Raw genomic sequence first — 2,440 nt, 5'->3', positions numbered from 1 at the left:
CAATCTCCACCAACTTCGCTTCGCGTTCATCAATCAATGATTCAGCACGCTTCTGCTTGTCGTTGACACTTTGTCGTTGTTGATCAAGTTTCGTTTCTTTTTCCGAAATAACTTCCTCACGCTTTTGCAATGAGGCGTCCTTTCGATCCAATACAGACTCACGACTTACCAAGCGATCTTCTTGTGACTTCACTTCCGAACGGCGTTCTTGAAGCTCACGTTCGATACGATCTTGGTAACGTTGGCTTTCATCTCGTGCCTCAACCAAAGCAGACTTTTTCATCTGCTCGGCATCAGTGGCAGCTTGACTCGTAATATCTGATGCGGTTTGGTGCGCAATCGTCAATGTGTGGTTAATTCGTGTCTTAGCCACCATATATCCAATTACAACACCGATTACGATTGCGACAAGCGACAGCAGGATGATCATTGCAATGTTCATCTTGTATCTCCTGTCTATAGAGTTGACGTTTATGTCAAATCGATAGTGTTTTTTTGCGCTTTATTAACACAGGTTTCATTTTAGGCTTTTCCCCATAATAAGTCAATTAGAAGCGGAAACTGTGACGCTTACAAAAAGCCCGCCACATCAACCTTTTGGCGGTGTGGCGGGTGCCTTGTTTTACGCTTGTAACATTTGTTATGATTCGGGGTCAACGACCGTTAAAAGGGTCAATGAAAGCGCTAATCTTAAGATTGTTGCAACAACTGGTGCCACAAAGAAATATGGTGAAATAAAGATTCCTAAGCCAGCTGCCAGCAAGAGAAACAGCACCATCACCACCGACGTCCAACGCAATACTTTGGTATCCGTACTAAAGAGTGCTTCAGTGGTGTCCCAAAGCTTGCGCAAATCGGTCACTGTCGCAACGTGAATGTCTGCATTGACAGGCTGATCACCAACCGCGACCGTAATAGTTGGTTGCACATCATCAGGCAATGTTTGATTCGTAATCAACATCGTATTATCTTGATTCAACCAAGCCACCAGTTGGGCTTGCTTACCCGCTGGCGTCAAATCAGCGACGGTTTCCGTTAACGAGCCCATTAGCTTTTTCACCTGCATTGTTGAACCAGTTGTATCGGCCGTCGCCATGCGCACTTGTAACCCTTGCTCAGTAAAGAGACGGTCAACGGCTAGCAATGCGTTATTAAGCGATGAGCCGAACGTAATGACCCCAATGACTTGTAGGCCATCGACAATGTAACTCACAGAATTGCCTAATTCTTGATACGACTGTAACGTTTCTGCATCGATATCAAACTTTTGATCAACCGCATACGCCGCGGACACAATCGAGAAACGCTCATTTAAGATGACACCCTTCACGCCAACGAGTGGCATAAGCTCTAATTCTGAGGCACTTGATGGATACACCCCACGCTCTTCGGCAAATGCCAAGACCGAGCGGGTTAATTCTGAATCAAATGGTTCCAACAAACCAGTCGTAATCCCCAAAATATCAAAATCACTGTACCGTTCATCAACCGACAAGACCGACCGCACAACAATCGTGTCGCTCGTCAGAATACCCGTCTTTTCCACCACAACATTTTTTACATCATGCACGTAATCCAATACTTGTGGATTTTGAAAGGTTACCCCATCGGCAGCCAACGCCCGCAAAATTTTAAAACGACGCCAACCGGCCCAAAACGCTGGCCAACGGGGATCAACGATTAGCAAAACTGAGGTTGCAACCGCCAAACCCGATTGCCAATTTAAGGTCATGCCGAAAAATAGCAAGGCGTAAATGGCCAACACAACCGTAATCCACGTTAGTCGGCGAGCATTTTGTTGCATCATCGCATCTAATGGAATCGCACGCTCACGGCGTTGCAGCAAACCAAGCGATAGCAACAACAACGTGACCCCCGCTAACGCAAACGGCAATGTCATCGTCCGCAAGAAGTCCCCTGCTGCCGGCATTTCATGTAACCACGCTACCGTTGCAAACCAGAGGGCTTGACCCACGACTGGTACCCACAACGTGGTTAATTGGGTCTCCTTTTGTTGGCGATACGCCTGCATTAGCATTCGCACATTAACTAACACAATGAATATAGCTGTCACACTAAACGCGATTAGCTCAAAATGAGGTACCGGTATGTGCAACAGGGCTGCTTTCCCCTGTAAAAGTGGCATCGTCAGCGCCGTAATAATCGTTAAGACAGCAGACGCAATGGCATATCTCAAGTACCTCAATTGTAGTGTCAGCATCGTCTCACAACCTCCCAAAGTCATTTAGATAAGCAGACCAAGTCTCCCAGAATCTCAACCTAAAACTGCCGTGATACAAAAATAACCGCGCCCATAAGGACACGGTTATTAAGTAAGGAGAATGTGGGATTCGAACCCACGCGCCGCTTTCACGACCTGACGGTTTTCAAGACCGTTCCCTTCAGCCAGACTTGGGTAATTCTCCATTAATTGCGGGAG

The 2,440-nt window shown here is 46.7% G+C and carries 2 protein-coding genes and 1 tRNA gene; all 3 read right to left on the bottom strand.

Annotated features, from left to right (window positions below):
* A partial coding sequence (locus WEIDD23_RS14700) for an Rnase Y domain-containing protein (protein ID WP_242865467.1) occupies positions 1-442 on the bottom strand: 442 nt, incomplete at its 3' end.
* A 198-nt stretch (positions 443-640) separates the two neighbouring features.
* Positions 641-2,221, bottom strand: coding sequence for an HAD family hydrolase (locus WEIDD23_RS07710; RefSeq protein ID WP_010371026.1), 1,581 nt, complete (start codon positions 2,219-2,221; stop codon positions 641-643).
* A 115-nt stretch (positions 2,222-2,336) separates the two neighbouring features.
* Positions 2,337-2,426, bottom strand: a tRNA-Ser gene (locus WEIDD23_RS07705).
* Between the last annotated feature and the right edge of the window lie 14 nt (positions 2,427-2,440).

It is taken from the genome of Weissella sp. DD23 (assembly GCF_001579105.1).
In the GTDB taxonomy this organism is placed as follows: domain Bacteria; phylum Bacillota; class Bacilli; order Lactobacillales; family Lactobacillaceae; genus Weissella; species Weissella cibaria.
This window is presented reverse-complemented; position numbering and strand designations above follow the sequence as displayed.